14 protein-coding genes, 1 tRNA gene and 2 pseudogenes are annotated in these 15799 nt (G+C 62.1%); 6 read left to right on the top strand and 11 right to left on the bottom strand.

What is annotated here, in order from left to right; all coding sequences use genetic code 11:
• Positions 1 to 7: 7 nt before the first annotated feature.
• Both HB634_RS12705 and metH read left to right on the top strand, forming a co-directional pair.
• Positions 8 to 1090 carry a homocysteine S-methyltransferase family protein gene (locus tag HB634_RS12705; protein ID WP_213948810.1) on the top strand — a complete coding sequence of 361 codons (1083 nt, stop codon included), beginning with the start codon at positions 8 to 10 and terminating at the stop codon, positions 1088 to 1090.
• Positions 1087 to 3789 carry a methionine synthase gene (metH, locus tag HB634_RS12700; protein ID WP_213948809.1) on the top strand — a complete coding sequence of 901 codons (2703 nt, stop codon included), beginning with the start codon at positions 1087 to 1089 and terminating at the stop codon, positions 3787 to 3789. The genes HB634_RS12705 and metH overlap by 4 nt, the downstream gene beginning before the upstream one ends.
• A 16-nt stretch (positions 3790 to 3805) precedes the next feature.
• On the opposite strand, the pseudogene HB634_RS12695 reads toward metH, so the two are convergent.
• A pseudogene (locus tag HB634_RS12695) lies at positions 3806 to 4072 on the bottom strand (lipid-A-disaccharide synthase N-terminal domain-containing protein); the annotation flags it as partial.
• A gap of 255 nt (positions 4073 to 4327) precedes the next feature.
• A pseudogene (locus tag HB634_RS12690) lies at positions 4328 to 5085 on the bottom strand (IS3 family transposase); the annotation flags it as partial.
• 531 nt (positions 5086 to 5616) lie between these two features.
• Here HB634_RS12690 and HB634_RS12685 point away from each other — a divergent pair.
• Both HB634_RS12685 and HB634_RS12680 read left to right on the top strand, forming a co-directional pair.
• On the top strand, positions 5617 to 6039 hold the full coding sequence (locus tag HB634_RS12685) for a hypothetical protein (RefSeq protein WP_213948808.1): 423 nt from the start codon (positions 5617 to 5619) through the stop codon (positions 6037 to 6039).
• The gene (locus HB634_RS12680) at positions 6036 to 6416 is read left to right on the top strand and encodes a hypothetical protein (protein WP_213948807.1); all 381 of its coding nucleotides are present in this window, start codon (positions 6036 to 6038) and stop codon (positions 6414 to 6416) included. Before HB634_RS12685 ends, HB634_RS12680 begins: the two co-directional genes overlap by 4 nt.
• Before the next feature lie 391 nt (positions 6417 to 6807).
• Here the strand turns inward: HB634_RS12680 and HB634_RS12675 are convergent.
• The 7 genes from HB634_RS12675 to pilV form a co-directional block, all read right to left on the bottom strand.
• Positions 6808 to 6882 (bottom strand) — tRNA-Val (locus HB634_RS12675).
• Positions 6883 to 6933: 51 nt separating this feature from the next.
• Positions 6934 to 7533, bottom strand: a complete 600-nt coding sequence (locus HB634_RS12670; RefSeq protein WP_213948806.1) for a GspH/FimT family pseudopilin — start codon at positions 7531 to 7533, stop codon at positions 6934 to 6936.
• Between the two features lie 41 nt (positions 7534 to 7574).
• Positions 7575 to 8012: a type IV pilin protein gene (locus HB634_RS12665; protein ID WP_063573374.1), complete on the bottom strand. Its 438-nt coding sequence runs from the start codon at positions 8010 to 8012 to the stop codon at positions 7575 to 7577.
• Positions 8002 to 11805 carry a PilC/PilY family type IV pilus protein gene (locus HB634_RS12660; RefSeq protein WP_213948805.1) on the bottom strand — a complete coding sequence of 1268 codons (3804 nt, stop codon included), beginning with the start codon at positions 11803 to 11805 and terminating at the stop codon, positions 8002 to 8004. The genes HB634_RS12665 and HB634_RS12660 overlap by 11 nt, the downstream gene beginning before the upstream one ends.
• Before the next feature lie 11 nt (positions 11806 to 11816).
• Positions 11817 to 12431, bottom strand: a complete 615-nt coding sequence (locus HB634_RS12655) for a PilX N-terminal domain-containing pilus assembly protein (RefSeq protein ID WP_213948804.1) — start codon at positions 12429 to 12431, stop codon at positions 11817 to 11819.
• Positions 12432 to 12453: 22 nt separating this feature from the next.
• Entirely contained in the window at positions 12454 to 13830 is a 1377-nt protein-coding gene (locus HB634_RS12650) for a PilW family protein (protein ID WP_063574192.1), read from the bottom strand.
• Entirely contained in the window at positions 13827 to 14366 is a 540-nt protein-coding gene (gene pilV, locus HB634_RS12645; protein ID WP_231874044.1) for a type IV pilus modification protein PilV, read from the bottom strand. The genes HB634_RS12650 and pilV overlap by 4 nt, the downstream gene beginning before the upstream one ends.
• Before the next feature lie 210 nt (positions 14367 to 14576).
• Here pilV and HB634_RS12640 point away from each other — a divergent pair, with 210 nt between their 5' ends.
• Positions 14577 to 14930, top strand: a complete 354-nt coding sequence (locus tag HB634_RS12640) for a hypothetical protein (protein WP_213948803.1) — start codon at positions 14577 to 14579, stop codon at positions 14928 to 14930.
• 115 nt (positions 14931 to 15045) lie between these two features.
• Positions 15046 to 15306, top strand: a complete 261-nt coding sequence (locus tag HB634_RS12635) for a hypothetical protein (RefSeq protein WP_213948802.1) — start codon at positions 15046 to 15048, stop codon at positions 15304 to 15306.
• A gap of 9 nt (positions 15307 to 15315) precedes the next feature.
• On the opposite strand, the gene HB634_RS12630 is transcribed toward HB634_RS12635, so the two are convergent.
• Together HB634_RS12630 and HB634_RS12625 are read right to left on the bottom strand one after the other, a co-directional pair.
• Positions 15316 to 15513, bottom strand: coding sequence for a hypothetical protein (locus HB634_RS12630; RefSeq protein ID WP_213948801.1), 198 nt, complete (start codon positions 15511 to 15513; stop codon positions 15316 to 15318).
• Between the two features lie 15 nt (positions 15514 to 15528).
• Positions 15529 to 15747: a hypothetical protein gene (locus tag HB634_RS12625; RefSeq protein WP_213948800.1), complete on the bottom strand. Its 219-nt coding sequence runs from the start codon at positions 15745 to 15747 to the stop codon at positions 15529 to 15531.
• Positions 15748 to 15799 lie beyond the last annotated feature (52 nt).

Below are 15799 nucleotides of genomic sequence, written 5' to 3'. Positions count from 1 at the left end.
ACCGCCGATGAGCACCCTACCCTGGCTCCACCCCGACCGCGTCGCCCTCATCGAGAAGGCTCTGTCCGAACGGATCATGATTCTGGACGGCGGCATGGGCACCATGTTGCAAGGCCACCAGCTGGACGAATCCGGCTACCGTGGCGAGCGCTTTTCCGGTGGCCTCGACAGCCGCCACGAACACAGCCACGACCACCCCGGCGAATGCGACCTCAAAGGCAACAACGATCTACTGTTGCTGACCCAGCCGGAGATCATCCGCGGCGTGCACATGGCCTATCTCGAAGCCGGCGCGGACTTCGTCGAAACCAATACCTTCAACGCCACGCGCGTGAGCCAGGCCGACTACCACCTCGAGCACCTGGTCCCGGAGCTGAACCGCGAGGGCGCCCGCATCGCCCGCGAAGCCTGCGATGCCATGACCGCGCTGACGCCGGACCGGCCGCGCTTCGTCATCGGCGTGCTCGGCCCCACCAGCCGCACCGCATCGATTTCGCCGGACGTGAACGACCCGGGTTTCCGCAACATCAGCTTCGAAGCGCTCACCGCCAACTATGTCGAGTCGGCGCGTGCGTTGATCGAAGGCGGCGCCGACACGATCATGGTCGAGACCATCTTCGATACGCTCAATGCCAAGGCCGCGCTGTTTGCGCTCACCGAGTTGTTCGACGAACTCGGCGCACGCATGCCGGTGATGATCTCCGGCACGATCACCGATCGCTCGGGACGCACCTTGTCCGGCCAGACCGCCGAAGCCTTCTTCTATTCGGTGGAACACATCCGACCGCTGTCGGTAGGCCTCAACTGCGCGCTCGGCGCGGAAGACCTTCGCCCGCACGTGCAGATGCTCTCCCGCATCGCCGGCAGCGCGGTCAGCACGCATCCGAACGCCGGACTGCCGAACGCCTTCGGCGAGTACGACGAGACGCCGGAGGCCATGGCATCGACCATCGAGAGCTTCGCCGCCGAAGGCCTGCTCAATATCGTCGGCGGTTGTTGTGGCACCACGCCTGCCCATATCGCGGCAATCGCCGCCGCCGTGGCACCCTACCCGCCGCGCGTACGCCTGGACGCCTCGCAAGCCGCATGACTACTCTTCGCCATACCCGCCTGTCCGGCCTCGAGCCGCTGATCCTCACGCCCGACCTCAATTTCATCAACGTCGGCGAGCGCACCAACGTCACCGGTTCGGCGCAGTTCCGCAAACTCATCAAGGAAGGCCGCTACGAAGAGGCGGTGGATGTCGCGCGCCAGCAGGTAGAGAGTGGCGCGCAGATCATCGACATCAACATGGACGAGGGCCTGATCGATTCCGAAGCGGCGATGACGCGCTTCGTCAACCTGATCTCCTCCGAGCCGGACATCGCGCGCGTGCCGATCATGGTCGACTCCTCCAAGTGGAGCGTGATTGAAGCCGGCCTGCGTTGCATGCAGGGCAAGGGCATCGTCAACTCCATTTCCATGAAGGAAGGCGAGGCCCTGTTCCTGCAGCACGCGCGCAAGGTGCGCCAGTACGGCGCCGCCGTGGTCGTGATGGCCTTCGACGAAGTAGGTCAGGCGGATACGAAGGAGCGCAAGATCGAGATCTGCTCGCGCGCCTATGAGCTCCTGGTCAACGAAGCGGATTTCCCGCCCGAAGACATCATCTTCGACCCGAATATCTTCGCCATCGCGACGGGTATCGAGGAACACAACAACTACGCCGTGGACTTCATCGAAGCCACCCGCGAGCTCAAGAAGCGTTTCCCGTCGTCGCATATTTCCGGCGGCGTCTCCAACGTCTCGTTCTCGTTCCGCGGCAACAATCCCGTGCGCGAAGCGATCCACTCCGTATTCCTCTACCACGCGATCGCCGCGGGCATGGACATGGGCATCGTCAATGCCGGTGGCCTCTCGATCTACGATGATCTCCCCGAGGAACTGCGCGAGCGCGTCGAGGACGTGGTGCTCAACCGCCGCGCCGACGGCACGGAGCGGCTCCTCGAGATCGCCGACAAGTACAAGGGCGGCAAGGCTGAGGTCGCTGTCGAGACGGCGGCCTGGCGCGAAAAGCCGGTGATCGATCGCCTGAGCCATGCGCTGGTACACGGCATCGACCAGTTCGTCGTCGAAGATACCGAAGAACTGCGACTGATCTCCACGCGTCCGCTCGACGTGATCGAAGGCCCGTTGATGTCCGGCATGAACATCGTCGGCGACCTCTTCGGCGCCGGCAAGATGTTCCTGCCGCAGGTGGTGAAGTCCGCGCGCGTCATGAAGAAAGCCGTGGCTCACCTGATTCCCTTCATCGAGGAAGAAAAGCGGATCTCCGGTGACAGCGCGAAGAACAACGGCAAGATCGTGCTGGCGACCGTCAAGGGTGACGTCCACGACATCGGCAAGAACATCGTCGGCGTGGTGCTCCAGTGCAACAACTTCGAGGTGTTCGACCTCGGCGTCATGGTGCCGACGCAGAAGATCCTCGACACCGCGCGCGAAGTCGGTGCCGACATCATCGGCCTCTCCGGTCTCATTACGCCGTCACTAGAAGAGATGAGCCAGGTGGCGCGTGAGATGCAGCGTCAGAACTTCCACGTGCCGTTGATGATCGGCGGTGCGACGACGTCGCGCGCGCATACCGCGCTGCGCATCGAGCCGCACTACAAGTCGCCCACCGTGTGGGTGAAGGACGCTTCGCGCGCCGTCGGCGTGGCGCAGTCGCTGGTCAGCAAGGATCTGGTCGAGGAGTTCATGATCAAGGTCCGCGCCGACTATGCCGAAGTGCGCGAGCGCCATAAGGGCCGCGGCACAGGCAAGCAGCTGGTGACGCTGGCCAAGGCCCGCGCTCAGCGCTTCGTCGGCGACTGGCTGGCCTATGTACCGCCGACACCGAAGACGCCCGGCATCACCGCGTTCGACGACTACGATCTCGCCGAACTGCGCACCTATATCGACTGGTCGCCGTTCTTCAACGCCTGGGAGCTGGCGGGCAAGTTTCCGGCCATCCTCACTGATGACGTGGTTGGCGCGCAGGCTACCGAGCTCTACAACGACGCCCAGGCCATGCTCGACAAGCTCATTGCCGAGAAGTGGCTGACCGCGAAGGGCGTGATCGGCTTCTGGCCGGCCGCGCAAAGCGGCGACGATATCGAGGTCTACGCCGAGACGGGAACGCACAAGCGCAAGCCCGTGGCGACGCTTCGACACCTGCGCCAACAGGTGGACAAACCCGTGGAGCGTCCGGACTTCTGTCTGTCCGATTTCGTCGCGCCGAAGGACAGTGGCGTGCAGGACTGGATCGGCGGCTTCGCCGTCACCGCTGGCATCGGCATCGACGAGCACGTGGCCCGCTTCGAGGCCGGCCACGACGATTACTCATCCATCCTGCTCAAGGCACTCGCCGACCGCCTCGCCGAAGCCTTCGCCGAGCGCCTGCACGAACGCGTGCGCAAGGAGTTCTGGGGCTATCAACCGGACGAGGCGCTCGACAACGACACGCTGATCGCCGAAGGCTACCGCGGCATCCGCCCTGCCCCTGGTTATCCCGCCTGTCCCGAGCACACCGAGAAAGGCACGCTGTTCGAACTACTGGATGCGACGGCGCATACCACGGTGCAACTGACCGACAGCTTCGCCATGTATCCCACGGCGGCGGTATCGGGTTGGTACTTCTCGCACCCGGACAGCCAGTACTTCGTGGTCGGCCGCGTAGGCCGCGAGCAGGTCGAGGACTATGCCAAGCGCAAGGGCTGGGACCGGACCGACGCCGAGCGCTGGCTGGCGCCCTATCTGGACTACGACCCGGACTGACGACGGGCCAGGTCGGTCAGGTCTCTTCGGGGCCGCCGGGTTTGATCTCTTCTTTCTGGTTCCGGTGCTTCAGATGGGCAAAGACGTTGTAGAACGACACGATCATCGGAAAGGCCGTCTGGATGATGCCGACCGAGTCGTTCTTGCCCCAGATAAAGTAGGCCAGCGTGAGCACGCTACCGAACACCGACAGGTACCAGAACGACATCGGCACCGTGACCTTTTTGTTCTTCTTCGTGGCATAGAACTGGACGAACCAGCGCGCCGTGAACAACAGCGTGCCTAGCAGGCCGATGATCTTCCACGGGGTCAGGACCATCAGTTGAAGGTTAGCGAGGACTTCGTGCATGGCGGTATCCGGTGAGTCAGCCGGCGCATTGTACCGGCGGGACCTTGCCTGGACCTTAAAAACGAAAACCCGGCGCGAAGGCCGGGTTTTCGAGGATCTGATGGTGGGCGGTACAAGGATCGAACTTGTGACACCTGCCGTGTGAAGCCTCTTCCTGTTTAGGCTGTAGCCCATGGGGCACAACGCGCTACAGAACTCCTTTCCGTTATCGCTGCGAATCACCCTCGGGAGGCCGCGCGTGATCGCCAGGCGGTCCATGACACGCGTCACGCCGACGCCCGAGATGGCTCGCTCGATCTCGATGGCAACGGCCTCGTGCGTCGTATCGTCGACGATCGTCAGGCATTTGATGACGCGGCCCTCGGCGGTGCGATCAAACACGAAATCAATCGACCAGACCTCGTTCGCAGCCGCCGGGCGAAGCAGCGGCTGCCTTTCGGCCGGCGGGACTTTCTTTCGTTTGCGCCGCCGCACCTGAAGGCTGGCCTCTTGATACAGGCGCTCGACCCGCTTGTAATTCACCGCGTGCCCGGCCTGGCGAAGCTTCAGATAGATCATCCCCACGCCATAGCGTTTATGGCGATTCGCCAGCGCGCAGATCATCTCGCGAAGTTCGACGTTATGGTCGGGCCGCGGCGCGTAGCGGTAGGCGCTTGCACTCATGTCGGCAATCGCCAGCGAACGACGCTCGCTCGGCTTCCGGCCGACCAGATAGCGCACCAGCTCGCGCCGGTCCGGTGCGCTCACCATTTTTTTCGCAGAGCTTCCTTGATGACTTCATTTTCCAAAAGCTGCTCGGCCAGCAGCTTTTTCAGGCGCCCGTTCTCCGACTCCAGGTCCTTCAGTCGCTTAGCCTCGGGCACGCTCATGCCGCCGAACTTACTTCGCCACAGATAGTACGAGGCTTCACTGAAGCCGTGCTTGCGGCACAGGTCTTTGACCGGCATACCCGCCTCGACCTCACGCAGGAAGCCAATGATCTGTTCTTCGGAAAAACGCTTCTTCACGTCCAATCTCCTTCTCGTGGGGGATTGGACTCGAAACCGGGCCGCTACTCAAATCTGGGGGGACGTCGCAGGCAAGGCTAACCGCAACAGAACTTCCGTCCTGACAGATACATTGAGCACAGTCATAGATTTCCCCTAGGCAAATGCCTAAGCGGATAAGAGCATAGGGACACGCAACGTGTCAGCTATGACCAATATTCGGAATTGGCAACCGGTAGCACCCACTAGCCCCCTGCTACATGAGGGAGACACCTACACACCGGTGTCAGGGTGGGCAGGATCGAACCTCCTGCGTGGTAGGCGGTAGCTCACTTAGATCACCTGGGCATACCCAAGCTTTCCTGTTTACCATCACTTGAGAGCCTAAGCCCCCTACGGTTCGCTACATGCGTAGCTGGCCTGTTTGCCAGTGGGCACTATATCCTAGGCCACAGTAGAAACAAGACCACTCACCTAATTTGGTATGGACGCATGTCTCTGTCAGAAAGCCAGCCGGACGACACAGGATCTGAACCCGAAAACGCCCCAGTCAGAAAAGCTCAGTCGGCGCTCGGAAAGATTGATCGCAGCCTCAGCCAGAAGGAATGGTCTTCTCCTGGCGTGCAAAAGATGCTACTCGCAAATCTGGAGCGCCTAGAGGCTGAGACCCAGAACTTTGCCGAGGTGAGAAAAGCATTCCACGAGGTGGACAAGAAAGCTGCCGTTCTAGAAGAGAAATTCAAAGTTCACACGTCTCTTGAAATCATAACGATGTCCACGCTTGCTGGCGGGGCATTCTTCCTTGGCTTCGCTCCATCGCTATGGCCTAAAGAACCGGTACTGTGCTTCATTGTGATCGGGGTCGGTATCGTGCTTACCGTCGCCGCAATCATTGCTAAGGTAAATCGCCCATGATCCTTTCCGTCAGTTCGTTCGCCGATACAGGGAATATCGAGAAGGAGCGTGTTGTGCTCCGTGTGGACAGCAGTGGCGACGTTGGTCGTTATGCGGTGCTTCTATCGAAACTCACCGGCGAACACCCGAGCGCAGGTAATCAGCCGGCGTATTGGTTTCCAGATGTGCCTGTTAACGAGGGCGATCTCGTGGTGCTCTATACGAAAAACGGCAGCAAAGGAAAAAAAGACCTTCGCAACGGTCGGCAAGCCCACTTTCTCTACTGGGGAATGAAGACGCCGATTTGGCAGGACGACACCAAAAAGCTTGTCATCTTGGAAATCAACAAGTGGATATCGTCCAGTCCCAGCGTCTTGAAACAGGACGATGAGCTGTGAATTTCCCCTAGAAAAATTCTAGCTGGAGTTCGTATATGTAGCCCTACCCCTAACCCCCTGCATCCCCGGTGGCCGCCTGAGTCCAAATTTCCGGCACGAATGAGGGGGTAGCCCTTCCCTGTGACAGACATGGGGTTAGCTCAGCGGTAGATGCTGAGGCGTCAGCCGAAGGACATACGAAGTGTGTCCCTTGCCTCAACTAGGCAGGCCTACACCAAGTCAGATCAAGAGGTTAGTCGAGGCTGTGCACAATGGCCGGTGTGCATGCTCAGTTCCGTGCACATTGCACGCTGTGAACGATGGGGGTAGTTTGTGCACGTTCTCGACGCAAACAAAAAGGGAAACCCGTGAGGATCTCCCTTTAAGTCCCTGCTAGGCAGGGGGTATCTGATGGTGGGCGGTACAAGGATCGAACTTGTGACACCTGCCGTGTGAAGGCAGTGCTCTACCGCTGAGCTAACCGCCCATCGAGCGCGGAATTTTAAGGTGGAAGGCCGCTCCCGTCAATGCCCCCGGGTCAGGGAAGGCAAGTGGTCGAGGTCAGGGGGAGCGCCGTTACCGCCAACGATCCGGACTGGCGAAGCACCAGGGAGGAGCCCTGCATTCCGGCCAGGTTGGAACCCAACGTATTGCTGGTGTCGCTCATGGACTTGCGCGGGCACGCGATGAAAGTCAGCGTGGTGCGGCCCGTGCCCGTCACGAATTGCCCCGTCTGGTTGAACGTGATGACCTTTCCATCGGTCGCGCGGATCGACACGCCCGGCCGCTGCGGCGTATACCGCAATATGGTCATGTTGGAAGAGCCGGCGGTGAAGCTCTGATCGGCGCCCGTCGAGCTCACATCGTACGAATACACGATCCAGCCCGCGTCGTAGTCGTAGGTTGTGCCGACCGGGAGGTCGCATTGCGTACCGGTCGTGCTTCGGCAGATCGAAACGAAGCGATGCTGGCTGGCGGCCTGGCCGCGGGCGAGCTGCATATCTACGCTCAGCGAATTGATCGCCGTGGCGACATTGCCGCGATTCATCACTGCACGAAAGCTCGGGACCGCAATAGCCATGAGCATGGCGAGAACCAGGACCGTTACCATCAGCTCGACCATCGACAGGCCCGCCATGCGCGAGCGATTACCCATTTCACCTCCCCCCATGCGGACCATCACCAGCAGCGCCCGTTGCTGTTCTTGGCGGTGTCGGTAAGTGCAGGCAGCTTCACACCCTGCGAGTCGATGCTGAGCGGGCCGCAGACATCCTTGGCCTGCGAGTTGCCCGGCACGGGTGTCGCGGTGGCCGTGTAGTCCTTGGTCAGGTCGGTCTTGGTGATCGTGACGGTGTAATAGCCCTTCTCCGAGGTCGCGCTGCCGAGCTTCAGGTCACCGGTGACCGGATCGTCGCCGTACCTGTTGAACGTGGCGTAGTAGCGCTCCTGCGCGTTGGCCACACGCATGAGCAGCTCCTGACCATCGGCGCGACGGGCCCGGTAGGCATAGCGACCGTACGAAGTGATCGCGATGGTGGCCAGGACGCCCATGACGAGCACCACGATCATCAGTTCGAGCAGAGTGAAGCCACGCGTCCGACGAATATTACTGGTCATTGAGAATTCTCCAGGAACGGCGGCGCCAGATGGGTGAACCGAGGTTCGGTTGGCCACCGTTCCCCCCGGAGCTGCCAGTGACCGTCACACCGGGCACGATGGTGCTGGCCCCGCCCACGCCGGTCACCGCCGGCAAGCCGCCTGTGGCAGGGGGATTCGTCACGCGCGACCCGGCAACGGTGTACGGCGATCCCGATCCGAAGCCTCCACCACTGACACCGGCACCCGCGCCACCGGTCGACGAGTCGACCACCATGATCGAGCCGGCACGGCCCGGGTTGCAGGGATCCGCCGTCGTCGGGATGAGCGTTGTAATGATCGCGCGATTGGTGTTGAACAGCGCGGTCGGTGTAACGACCACCTTTTCACCCAGGACGCCCGGAATGTTCAGGTCGAAGTACCAACCGCCAGGCTTGGCCGGCGTGGGCGCCGGGTTGGTCGTGATACCGCGCACGCCCGTCGAGGTCTCGGCGATACTTTGCTGGACCAGCTTCGACTTCGTCCACGGCAGACCCGTCGTATTGCTCGGCCCGAGATCGCGGATGCCATAGACGGACTGCGTCTTCGCGCCGGTGCTCGTGCGATCGTCGTCGCCGATGAACTTACCCGTACCGAACACCACCATGAAGTACTGCGAGTTCGGATCCGGGAACAGACGCGGCATGACCGTAATCGGCTGGTCCGTGTTGTTGTCCGGCCTGAACACCAGGTCGACGGTGTTGAGGTCCTTCAGATTGAACCGCCACAGATTGCCGACGAGATCGCCGGCGAACGCGACATCATCGACCTGGTCGTTGTCGTAGTCACCCAGTACCGGCGACGACAGGCCGTAGCTCGGAGTAGTCACACCGCCGTAGCTGGTCGGTGTCTTGAGTTCCTTGATGACCGCACCGGTCTGTGCGTCCAGGATGAAGAGAGAGCTATTGGTGCTGGCAGCCGCAGCCGCGCCGTACGCAGGATCGGTGCTGTCGGTCGGAAAATAGCCGGCCGGCACCAATACGACCCACTTGCCATTCGAAAGGCGGCCGATGTTGGGCTGTCCGAATGTGTATCCGAGGTTTGCGCCGCCGGTGGAGTTTCCGTTGAACTCCCAAAGAACCTTTTTGGTCGCCGCCGCCGCCGTGGTATCGCCCGCCGTCGTCACATCGAGTGCGTAGATACCACGACCGCCATACCGTAAACCACCGACCAGGATGGTGTGCCAGCCCACGGCCGATTTCGCACCCGTGGCGCTGAAATAGACATCGCGGTAGATCGGCGTGGCGTCCACCGTGGGCCGATACTGAAAGGTGTCCTTCTGCGAGAAGAACCACAGCTTCCGGTAGACCGCGTCGGGAACGTACGCCCAGAACTCCTTACCCGGCGTCGTCGTGTTCGCCTTCGGTCGCGCGTCGAAGGCATGCAACATGCCGTCATTCGCCGCAACGTAGAGGGTCGGTGTGCGCGTCAGATTGTCGGCAACGAACTGCGAGTAGCTCTTAGCAGGATTGCCCTGATACGCCAGCGTTTCCGGAGCCGTGGTGGTGCCGTTCGGCGGAAAAAAGTCGCGGTAGCCGCTTGAAGGGTAGGCAACGTAGACCGGCTGCGCATTGACGACGGCGCCCATCAGCGAGCTGCGCGTACGCAGCAGGCTGCCCTCATCCGTTTGGCTGCCGCGAACCCAGTCAACGCGATTGCTGCCTTTCCCGTCGGCAGGCGAGGTACCGCCGCTGCCGTCCGACGAGTCCATGATGGTCTTCTGGCTGGCCGTCAGGTTGGCGTAAAGAAACTCCACGCCATTGCCTTCGCCCGGGCCCGCACTGGTCACGATCGCGCGGTCAGAGCGGCCCTTGAGCGCCGCAGAAGCTTCCCACTGGGACGCGCCGAGGCCGCCTGTAGCGGTCAGCGAGTACGCCGTGAGCGTGCCTGACCAGTCGACGGAAGAGAAGTTGGGCACATAGCTAAGCGAATTCGGTCCGAGCACGCCGGTGTTCACCGCTGGGGCCACCGCGCTCGACGAGGTGGCGATCACCGAGTTGATGATGCTGACCAGGCCGTTGACCAGCGCTGCCGGATCCGACGCGTTGAAGAATCCACCGCGACTGTTCACGGCACCATGCCAGGTATCGTCGACGGCCGGCCCCGAGTTGTTGACAGGCTGAGGCCATTGCTTCGTGCCGGCCAGCAGGGCCGGATAGTCGCCGGGATAGTCCAGCGTTCCGGCCACGCCGAGGGTCACGAAGAACTGCGACACGTGCTGCCACGTCGCGGGATCGTTCACCGGGTTCCAGTAAACGGTGTCGTTGGCGCCGGGATTGGTCGGATCGACCGTGGTGGGCGAGGTCAGGTCCTTCCAGTATGGCTTCACGCCATTGGCCAGGGTCGGCTGGAGATCCGTTGCCCAGTAAAACCAGGAAATGTTCGCCATGGAGGACGTGTAGACGCTGCCTGCCACGTTGCCATAGATCTTCGACACGCTGGCGGTGGGCGAATACGTGCGTAGGTCCGGCAGGTTCTGTGCGTCCTGTGCAGTGTTGGTTCCGTTGACCAGCGCCGGCGTACCGTTCACCGCTTTGGGAAGCGTGGGATCGCCTTCATTCCAGTAACCGTCGGTCACCAGCATGTGGAAGTTCTTGCGGCAGACGAGGTCGGCCGAATCGGCAGCGGCGGTCAGCCCGTTCCAGTAGGGATCGGTCGCTGTCTTCGTCAGCGGCTGGCGGAAAACGTTACTCGCCCGAATCGTCGCCGCGCGCGCGGGCGTCGAGTTGCCGCCGACCACCTGGAACATCCATTTATAGAAATCGGCACGCACGGTGGAATTGAGATCACCGATGTCTTGCAGTGTAGCCGTCGTACCGAACTGTACGTCGTAGTCTGTGCCCGTGCCGGTGGCGTTGGCGAGGTTCTGCCAAGCGATGCGAACCGAGTTGCCGATCTTCGAGAACGCCTGGGATAGCGTCGTGCGGACCATCATGTTGCGGGTGCGGTAGTACGAGAACCAGTTTGCAAAGTTCTGGTACTGCGATGCCGGCACAGAAACGGGTTCCCAATTGCTCGCCGTATAGAGGGCCGTGGTATTTACCACCCCGCCGGAACCGGTGATGCTTGCCGTCGCCGTCGACTTGAGGCGCCAGTAGTAAGGACCACCGTTCGGCTTCGTACCGGAATCCGCATCGAGTGTCTTACCGTCGAATGGATTGGTCTGGCTGCTGGTGCAGTTCCAGCGATTATCGGTCTGGACGGTCGTGCCGTTGCTCTTGTATGTCACCGTGCCGTTGAGAATGCTGACTCGCGTGTCTTTGTAGTCCGCGTTGCTGTTGCGGTTGCTGAGAACCTGCGCAGTTCCCGGCGTCACGGCGTTGTTCGGGCGGTTGACGTCGATGCCGTTCATCCAGACATACGCCATGTTCAGCGCATCCGTCGTCGACGTGTGGCCGGCCTGAAGGAAGGGAGTTCCATCGGCGTTCACGGCCGGCGTGTAAGAGATGTTCGGGTTGTAGTACACGCCGTTCATCGCTTTCGAAGCGTTGTTCTTCGTGTCCTTGATGCGCGGGTCGATAACGCCAGCGCAAGCCCATGGCTGGCTGAAGCTCCAGCCACCGTTATCGAATGGGCGGTTGTCACCCATGTAGTAGCTCTGCATCGAGCCGGAGTCATCGAAGGTCACAGCGATGTTCGGCGCGACCGACGTGGTCAGATCGGGCGGCGTGGTGCTGAGGTTGGTTGCCGTAGCGGCGGCCTCGCCCGAGAATCCGCCGACTCCGGTGAGGACCATGGCGGCGGCGAGCGTTAGCAGGCGATGGGATGCGCTCATGACGGAATCTCTCAGTTGGCCTTGGCCGCGAACGTCGTCTCGAGCACGCGAACGGTGTTGTCGTTCGCGCCGGTCGAGCGGGCGGTAATGCGATAGATGTGGCTGTCGACGCTGGTGTTACCCGTGCCCGGCGCGCTCTGACCCGACTCATGCTGGGAACCGAGGCCCGGAGGCACCTCCACGCCGAGATCCTCGATCATGTACACCGGGTCCTGGGTGAGCTTGAACGTCTTGTCCGTGCTTTCCGTCGTCAACGTGCCGGCCGAGTACGTCGTGGCACCATCGGCGACCCAGCCGGGAGAATTCCGGAAGGTTTCTACGACAGTGTTAGGCGTGGCGGGGTCGTACTTGTAGCAGCTGGGCCCGGTCGTCGTGCACGCCAGGGGCGTGGTGATGCTAGCCGTCCACAGGCGCCACTCGGCGCCGCGTGCAGCGGACTCTGCACCGAAGTCCGCCATCTGCGAGCTTCGCAGGCCGCCGACCAGACGCAACTGCATCAACGAGGTCCCGGACGCCGAGATGGCAAGGATCGTGATCAGAAGGAGGAAGATCAGCGCCACGACGAGAACGACGCCGCGCTGCGCCCGGGGGGCGCGCTGCAGGGATCGGAAGCGGGAAGGTTGCATGGTGTCTCCGTGGTGCTCTGGATCAGGGGTTGTAGTTGCGCAGCATCACCAACGAGGTGAGCTGACGGCGCAGGCGTTGGTTGTCGAATCCCTGGACCGACGGCTGGATGGCGAGCTTGGCCGTGCTCGCTTCCGTCGGATACACCGGCGCGAACGCGCCGCTGGAGGTATCAGGCGTGTACATGAAGGCCGTTTCCGGTGTGGTGAGATTGGGCATCGTCACCTGGCTGGAGAGAAGGATGGATACCTCGATGCTCTTCACGGCGCGCCACAGGCAGCCCGGATCGGTCGTGGTAAGGACTGAGTTACCCACCGTCGGCGGACAGGTAATGGCTCCGTTGTTGCGCGAGTCGACCTGATCGGCGGTAAGGAACCGCACACCTCCCGTCGTATCCTCCACGCCATAACGGAAGGTGAGTCGCTCCACACCACGGATCAGTTCCTGGTCGGGCACGGATACGGTGGTGCCGTTCACGCGGCGCATCAACGCACCCGTCTTCACACCCGTCGGCGTGCCATCGTCAGTCACGACCTGGACGTAATAGGTCACGTTCTGCATATCGTTAACGAAATCGTACAGGCGCGGCGCGGACTGCGGCTGCAGCGCAAGCGGTGCGGAGAAGTTGTTGCCCGGGTTAGGCGTGAGCACGCCGGTGGTGGCACCGGTGACCGCGAAGACCTGCGCTGTCGTGCAGTCAGCCATCAGTGCTGTATTGCTCTTGAACTGTGCGCGAGGCAGCTCGGCGGACGTCGGATTGAGATCGATTTCCTTCAGCGTGCCGTCCGCATTACCGACAGCGATATTGTTTGCGCCAAGACGCCAGCCGCGCGAGGCATTCAGGTACCGCACGGTGAGTACATCAGTACCCAGCACGCGATTGCCCACCGCCGTGCCGGCCGTGTCCTGCGTGCCGCCCAGGAAGGCCACCGGGATCGGCGTGCAGGCGGAGCTACCGGTGCAGTTATAGCCACGCATGTACAGGAACGACGGCATGGGGTAAGCCGCGGTCGGTGCGGCCGGGTACGTGTTCTTCCCCGATGTAGCACCCCAGTTCGTGGTGTTCTCGAAGAGGGCTGCCGTCGCGAAGTCCTTCGTGAAGATCTTCGGGGTGAGAAGGCCATCGAGGAACACGTTGGATGACGAGACCGTCGCAATCCCACCGGTGTTGTTGCAATAGATGCCACTGGCCATGGCCAGGTCATCGTTAAGCCGACCGATCGCGAAACGCCCGTCTTCCTGCATGCGCGCGAGCTGGGTCTGCACGCGATTGCTGTTCGACGTCGACAGGAAAATCGTGATGATGCCGCCCGCGACGAGCAGGCCCAGCAGCATGGCGACCATCAATTCGACAAGGGTGACGCCGCGCGCGGCCCGACGGAAAACGGAACGCGTGATCATGGCTCGAACACCCAGGTGAAGGACTGCAGGCTGCCGCTGTCCGTGTTGTCGTCGGTCCCACCACTGGTGCCACGTTCGGCCCAGGTGATGATCATGGTGCAGGTACCGCCGTAGGGCGGTCGCAATCCAATCTGTGCGGTTGGATCGTAAGTCAGGCCACTGGCCGCAGTGCAGGCGATGGATGTCGTACCGAGCCCGGGCAGGAACGTCTGAAGCTGGGTGCCCCAGAGGATCTTGTCGCGCAGGGCGACATCCTTCGGCACGCAGGCATTGGTCGCATCGCACTTTGGCAGGGTGCCCGTGACCGGGAAGGTGGCCGTGTAGTCGCCCTCCCACAAACCGTAGGGATTAGCGCGCATCCGGTCGGCCATGCTGTTGGCCAGGAAGGTCACCTGGGTGCGGACGAAGGCTGCCTGGTTAGATCGGGTCGAGACCACGAGCAGTCCGGCGAGGCCGATGAGACCGATGCTGAAGATCAGCACGGCCATCAGAACCTCGATCAGCGACACGCCGCGCACGGCGCGACGGAATTGCATCTTTGCCACGAAGGCGTCCCCTTACTGTTCCCTACCTTCAGGCTAGCAACCCGGGGCCGTCAATCAAGCGCCTGACGACGAGCGGTAGGCGAAATCCGACGAGCGGGCCGGTGTGTGGAACGGCGCACATTTCCTCCGGGGCCGGGCTTGCGCGGCGCCCGGCGCGGTCTCATGCTTCAGCCGCCGCCAGCTTCTCCAAGGGGAAAATCCATGCGTTTCATTCGCGCACTTCCGATTGCAGTCAGTCTTCTCGCATCCGCCGCTTCCGTGTCCGCAGCGCAGACCCTTCCGGGCGCAACGCTGGACGAAGCTGGCCATGCCGACGTCATCGGCCAGTTTGTCTGCGGCATGCCTGGTTCGACGATCGACGCCTTCCGGGCCAAGGTCAACCTACTGGTGCCGGGTGGCGCGGTAAGCGCCACGTACACAGCGGGCCAGCAGAATGCGCGCGATCTCATCCAGAAATTGCGCAACAACAATGACGATCTGCGCGAGCTCGGCGCGAGCAACTGCGTCGAAGTCGAAGCCCTGATGAACAACGTGATGGCCGCCACCCCGCAGTAAGGGACGTTGGCCTGCGAGGCAAGACTGCAGGCACCGACACCACACCGTAGCCTCGGGATAACAAAGCGGTCACGACCGCACGGTCACAATGCTCCCGGTCACGAAGGAGTGTTCCGTGCTCGCGCAATATGTCTTTACCTCGACCGAAGGTCTGTTCCGCATCGTTCGTCACGGGCATCGTTGGCGCGCCCTTTGCGGTGAAAGCGAAGTGGGTCGCTTCGATTCCCCGGAAGAGGCCGTCGCCGGCCTGCGCGACGTCTATGCCGCCTCACGGCTGCCGCGCCGCCTGTCCGACTGGCGTTTCCTGCCTGCCGCGGCCCTCGGCCATCTGGCGCCGCCCAGCGCTGCCGCGCTCGCCCGCCTCGCCGCCGCCTGACACCATGCCTCAGGCGTGGTCGAGGAGGCTGTCCACGCTTTGCCTCGCCTGCTCGAGCAGGTAATCCAGATGGGCGCAATCCTGCAGTGGGTTGCCTGCATCGTGGGAGCCCACGCTCAATACCTCGACATCGTTGCGCAGTAGCGTGTAACCGCTCGCGCTGCAGAGGATGTCATAGCCCCTGTAGTGCTGAACTGGTGTGTGCATGTCCGTTCCCTTCGGTCAAAGCGCCATGGACCGCCAGTGGCCATAGTCGTCCTCTACCCTTAGTTCCACTGACACACCCTGCCCGGTGCGTGCCCGCGCCTGCCTGAGCGCATAGCTCAAGGCGTCTTTCTCGTGCCGGAAACGCGCAGGTTCGTCCGAGTCGACGCGCACCACCCACTCCGCCCCGACGTCGGGCGGCTGGGCCACGTAGATGCGCACGTACCGCTCGCTCATGGGGGTTTCCGCGCCAGTCTCCGCCCTATGTGGCACCCGGCCCATGAAGATG

The sequence above is a fragment of the Luteibacter sp. dw_328 genome (genome assembly GCF_018449605.1).
GTDB lineage: Bacteria > Pseudomonadota > Gammaproteobacteria > Xanthomonadales > Rhodanobacteraceae > Luteibacter.
Note: the sequence above shows the minus strand (reverse complement) of the source record. Positions and strands in the feature narration are given on the sequence as shown.